Genomic DNA, 4,605 nt, shown 5'->3' with positions numbered 1-4,605 from the left:
ATTCAAAGGTGGAAAATTCCAGTTCGCAATGGCCCGAAAATCGGGGGGAAGGTCAGTGGCTGCGCCTTTTATATCTGGACTTCGTCCGATTCTGGGTCGGGTCTATTCTGCTGTTCACTACCCAGATCCCCCTCAACCTGGTCCGGTTGATTGGGGTTCCGCCGACGTGGTGCGCCTATGAATAAAAAGGCGAATTCTAAGCCAATCCCCCCGAAAGTTATCATTGGAAGAAGAAACGTTGACAGAAACGCATTCCTTGTAATTTTACGTCGCACACTTTCGGCGTCGCGGTTGGGGGTGCTCCGGACGCTTATTGTCAGAGTTGAAATCTCTTCACGCTTTGTTGCGGCAGAGTTCACAAGCGATTTCCACGTCGCCAACGTCTCGACAGCAGCCCTATCTTGCACTTCACAGGGTTGATGAGAGACTGATTCATCTTCGGAGTTTTTTACTACGCACCCATTTATGCTTACCAGCATCTCGCTATCGGAACTTCGAGAACCAGCGCAAACCTGCAGTCTTTGGTTAAGTTGTTCGGTCAATGCATCTTTTCCACTTTCATTGATCGATAGCCATGAGAACTGGGCATCATCCGCAGCTAACGTTTCTATCCTTTCCACTTCCGTCAGGACGATTTGTGCTTTTGTGCATGTTTCATCCAGCTTTTTAGCTTCAGCCGTCATTTGTAGCTGAACTTCCTTTTCTTCGGTTCGTAGCTGATCAATCTGCACAAGTGTCGCAATCTCATTCAGTTGCGCATCTGCTGCACGCTGAGAAACAATCGACAAGGCAAAGCCCGTCGCTGCTACAACCAGTCCGATGCTCTTAGCATATCCTGTAAACTTTTCGGCCTGGGTATCGTTAGTGTCTTCGGTAATCAAAAGGCGTAAGGCAAGGTAACCCATAGTCAAAAAAGCACCACCCGCCCAAATGTACGCGAATACCAACGTTGCGGTTACAGCACCGGGTGTTGCAGGCAGCTCAAAATTGCCGCGCCAAAGCGCTGATATTACTAAGAAACAGAGGATAAGTGCAATGCCGCGGTAGTTTAGGAACGGCTCGCGACCTTTAGCATATGCCCATGCGGAACTCGCCAACGCCGCAAGAGCAAGGAAGACTATGAAAAAGAATATACCCAGGGCTGCAATCGCGTACATAAAACACCTCGATTCTCGAAATTGTCGGAGAGACTATCAAGGCAATCTATCAACAGCAAATATACCTCTGTTCTTCTTTGTTCGGCGAATGTTGGGATTCCAGTCATTCGCCGCGGATGCGAGATCGCGAGGAAGACTTGGCGGCAGCCAACTTTCAGACCGCTTGTCTCGAATCATTGCTGTACTCTGCGGTGGGACCGGACATCCGCTGCAAGTGCATTTAGTCTGTCATTCTTGGCAAGTAAGCGGACGTTCCGCGTGGGAAGCCAGACAAAGCGGCTCGACAGCTTCGTCTTGCAGGGCAAAAAACGCGCCAAATCAACCCCACAAGCAGCTTACCCGCACTCCATCGGTACTCAACCATGCCGCTGACGGCCGATACGTCGACCAACGCTTGAAAATGGGCACAAAACCGAGCAAACTGCACGAAACACAATTTCACTTGAGATACATCGGTTGGCATTTCAACATTTGACCAAATTCGCACTTCTCCCATTGTTTGCAGCTTTGGTTTGGACAGGCCCTGCCGTTTCACAAGCGTGCCGTGCAATTTCCGCTCAGGGGCAACCGCCGTACTTTGCAGAAAACTACCCGCTTCCGTTAAGCCTGAGGATCAACCTGATTTTCCTGATGAAAGAGGAAATGGCGGCCCGCGGGGAATACGACGCATCTTTGTCTTCTGCCGTATTCACAACGCTTCTGGAAAGTCAGATAAAACGAGCGCAGGCACGCTTGGGGCACGAAGTGACCGGCTGCATCACATGGGAGCTGATCCAGGCCTACGACTCCAAAAGCAGAACCCCGCCGCCTGAGGCGGTGCAATAATGTGTTTTCGTTGTGATCGGACACGGGCGAAATGCATCTATTGCGAAAGCGCATTGGCGAATGCAGGTGCGCGCTATTGCAGTGAATGCAACCAGTGGCAATTTCCCATGGGCTGGTTGATTTCGCAGATGAGTCTTGGCGATGTGGCGCTTTATGCGTCCATCATCGCGGTGTTGACCGCCAATTTCGGGGGATTTCTGTTTGGACGGTCTGCGAATTTGGAAGCCGCACCCTTATCGTGCGGCAATTTCAGCGCATCGGCGTTTCTATCGAATGACGGTAATCATCAGGCGATCCTGGCTGGTGTGACGCTGACCGCAGCGCAGAATACCGGAAGCGCGAACATAGTATCGGCGTCCTTCACTGCTGAAGGAGATGGCTCCGATCATCGCCAACTTCTACCCAAAGCGGGACGTATATACGAGATTACAATGGCCAATAGCGATCGTCCGGCGCTGGCCAGCGGGCTTGATCTGAACGCGTCTGATTGCGCGATCAGTGCCACGTTCGACATCATTCAGGATGCATCTGCCAAACAGTCACCCTTTGAAATCAAAGAGGTTTGTCCATGTTCCGACTTCGCACAATCGAACTAACCTGTGTGGCCCTTCTTGCCATGACGGAAATGGTCAATGCACAGCAGGATGTGCGTAGTAATTTTTGGATTGGCACTCATCTGTTCGGTGCGGATCAGTATGCGCCGGTATTGAAGAACGCGCTTGGATTGCGCCTTTCGGTGCTTGAGACTGAAATCGACATGAATGATGACTTAAAGCGCCATTATCGTGCGCACAGGATTGAGATCGATGACGCGATCGGCACATTGACCGCCGATCTGGAGACAAAATACAGCTTGACCGCTGACAAGGCGCTGATGGTGATGTCAGGATTTGGTACAGGTGATCCGAGCGATATGTTGTCGGTCGTGTATGTCGGACCTCCAACAAACAAGTTTGAGGTCGAACTGGCGCGCGCAAAACTGCTGAGCAACAGTGACCAGCCAGCAGCACAACTGTACACGTCGCTTTTGTTTCTGTATGCGATTATCAAAGAGGCGGACGCTAAGGGTATGGACTACCAGACGATCATCGCGCCCTTGCGGGAAAAGGCGTTGTCGCTGACACTGCAGGCACAAGATGCCGACCCGCAAAGCGTGGCGCAGATCAAGGACAACCTCGAGGCACTGACACCGCCATGACTATCGAGGCACACATGTATTTGAAATTCAAGGCTTTTTTTCTCCTGTTTTTTGCCGGTTCCGCCATGGCCCAAGAGACATCGCGCGATCAGGTCGGGCTGGTTGTCCCCGCCTTCATCTCAGATGGGCCCGTCGGTGAAAGTGTTGCTTATCTGATCAAACTGTCTGTTCAGGGCGAGTTGCGATCTGAAGATCCGGTCACGCAAAAAAAAGGATACGGGCGTGGTATCAGCTATTTTGTGCCCGCCGCAATGCGCACGCACAGCCACGAAGAGGCAGCGAGCCTAGCCCGCTTGAACGGATTGCAGGGCACTCTGTGGGGCTATGCCACCCAGTTGCCCGATGGTGTTGCTATCCAGTCCTTTCTGTCGTTGAGCCCAACCTACGAAGATTTCAGGGTCACGCGGAATGAACTTTGGCAGTGGGAAGGGCGTGGCGCGACCTTGGTTCTGGGGCCGCCGCAGAAGAATGTTGGCTTTCGGTCCGAGACGCTGACGAACGAACTTGTCAAAGCCTTTGGGTCACCGTCGGATCTGAAATTCTGCCCAGTCAACGGTGGGGCCTGTGTCCGGTTTGATGACTATCAGGTTGCCCGCGCGTTCGAACGGACAGACACTGGAGCGCGTGTGCGGCGCGGCGGCGTCGACTATTTCGCGCGCTTTCCCGACAGCGGTCTGCTGCGGTCCGAGGTGATCGATTATGCCGGTATATTCATCGCCTATGCGCGCGGAAACTTGAACCAGGTCATAAAGTTTGCGGATAGGTATTTGGAGCGGCACGGGCCATCGGATGCCGCGATTGACGTTCATCTGTACCGGGCCGCTGCGCACACACGACTGGGTCAGGTCGACCAGGCTCGGAGTGATATTGATGCGGCGTTGGAATTGAACCCAGTGTCGAGGCGCAGTCTACGCTACGGCATCATGGTCGAACTTGTGGCGGACGGGACACCGAACGAACGCAGCGAAAGCTATTTCCAGATGCTTGAGGGCACCTATGGCCTGTCCTCGGATTTTGACCGCCGCTACGCGTCATTGGACCGGTAAGGGCCAGGCTGTCGCCCTAGGTTGCTTTTTTCGTTCGGGGTAAAGTGCGGCATTGAAGCATTCAATAGCAAGTTCAGAGCGGAAGGCTCGAAAGTTCACTGTTTCATAGGTCTTAAAGGTAGCACGAAAGATTCGGAGGGGTGATGTCCAGTTTGCAGACGCGACCGCAGCATCGCGACCAGCGCTGGATGTCGGCTTTGGGGCGGACCATCTTGCCGCGACTGCAAGCGCGCGAAGTCGCCGCAACGGCCGCTGAGGGCTCTCAAGGACCTGTTGAGGCTCGCCGCAGAGAGTGGCGGCAGCGAGCCCAGAAGAACCCATGCAGCGCAGTGCGTGAATGGCAGCTTTGTTTGTTGCCACAGTCGAACAACCTGTCTAC

The 4,605-nt window shown here is 53.3% G+C and carries 6 protein-coding genes; 5 read left to right on the top strand and 1 reads right to left on the bottom strand.

Annotated features, from left to right (window positions below; genetic code table 11):
• Nucleotides 1-68: 68 nt before the first annotated feature.
• A complete protein-coding gene (locus GOX53_RS28765; RefSeq protein ID WP_171182307.1) occupies nucleotides 69-1,157 on the bottom strand; it encodes a hypothetical protein in 1,089 nt (362 codons plus the stop codon).
• Between the two features lie 456 nt (nucleotides 1,158-1,613).
• On the opposite strand from GOX53_RS28765, the gene GOX53_RS28760 reads away from it, so the two are divergent.
• The 5 genes from GOX53_RS28760 to GOX53_RS29680 all read left to right on the top strand — a co-directional run.
• The gene (locus GOX53_RS28760) at nucleotides 1,614-1,982 is read left to right on the top strand and encodes a hypothetical protein (RefSeq protein ID WP_171182306.1); all 369 of its coding nucleotides are present in this window, start codon (nucleotides 1,614-1,616) and stop codon (nucleotides 1,980-1,982) included.
• 107 nt (nucleotides 1,983-2,089) lie between these two features.
• Nucleotides 2,090-2,578 (top strand): hypothetical protein, encoded by a 489-nt coding sequence (locus GOX53_RS28755; protein WP_171182305.1) that lies wholly within the window; start codon nucleotides 2,090-2,092, stop codon nucleotides 2,576-2,578.
• Nucleotides 2,551-3,180 carry a hypothetical protein gene (locus GOX53_RS28750; protein ID WP_171182304.1) on the top strand — a complete coding sequence of 210 codons (630 nt, stop codon included), beginning with the start codon at nucleotides 2,551-2,553 and terminating at the stop codon, nucleotides 3,178-3,180. The genes GOX53_RS28755 and GOX53_RS28750 overlap by 28 nt, the downstream gene beginning before the upstream one ends.
• 65 nt (nucleotides 3,181-3,245) lie before the next feature.
• Complete coding sequence (locus GOX53_RS28745) at nucleotides 3,246-4,226, top strand: tetratricopeptide repeat protein (RefSeq protein WP_171182303.1); 981 nt, start codon at nucleotides 3,246-3,248, stop codon at nucleotides 4,224-4,226.
• Nucleotides 4,227-4,369: 143 nt separating this feature from the next.
• On the top strand, nucleotides 4,370-4,605 hold a 236-nt coding region (locus GOX53_RS29680), incomplete at its 3' end, for a hypothetical protein (RefSeq protein ID WP_217351987.1).

The organism is Ruegeria sp. HKCCD8929 (assembly GCF_013031405.1).
Lineage (GTDB): Bacteria > Pseudomonadota > Alphaproteobacteria > Rhodobacterales > Rhodobacteraceae > Ruegeria.
Note: the sequence above shows the minus strand (reverse complement) of the source record. Positions and strands in the feature narration are given on the sequence as shown.

Excerpts from the sequence above, each read along its gene's own strand:
- GOX53_RS28755 (WP_171182305.1), top strand. The coding sequence starts at position 2,090 with ATGGGCTGGTTGATTTCGCAGATGAGTCTTGGCGATGTGGCGCTTTAT.
- GOX53_RS28750 (WP_171182304.1), top strand. The coding sequence starts at position 2,551 with ATGTTCCGACTTCGCACAATCGAACTAACCTGTGTGGCCCTTCTTGCC.
- GOX53_RS28745 (WP_171182303.1), top strand. The coding sequence starts at position 3,246 with ATGGCCCAAGAGACATCGCGCGATCAGGTCGGGCTGGTTGTCCCCGCC.
- GOX53_RS28765 (WP_171182307.1), bottom strand. The coding sequence starts at position 1,157 with ATGTACGCGATTGCAGCCCTGGGTATATTCTTTTTCATAGTCTTCCTT.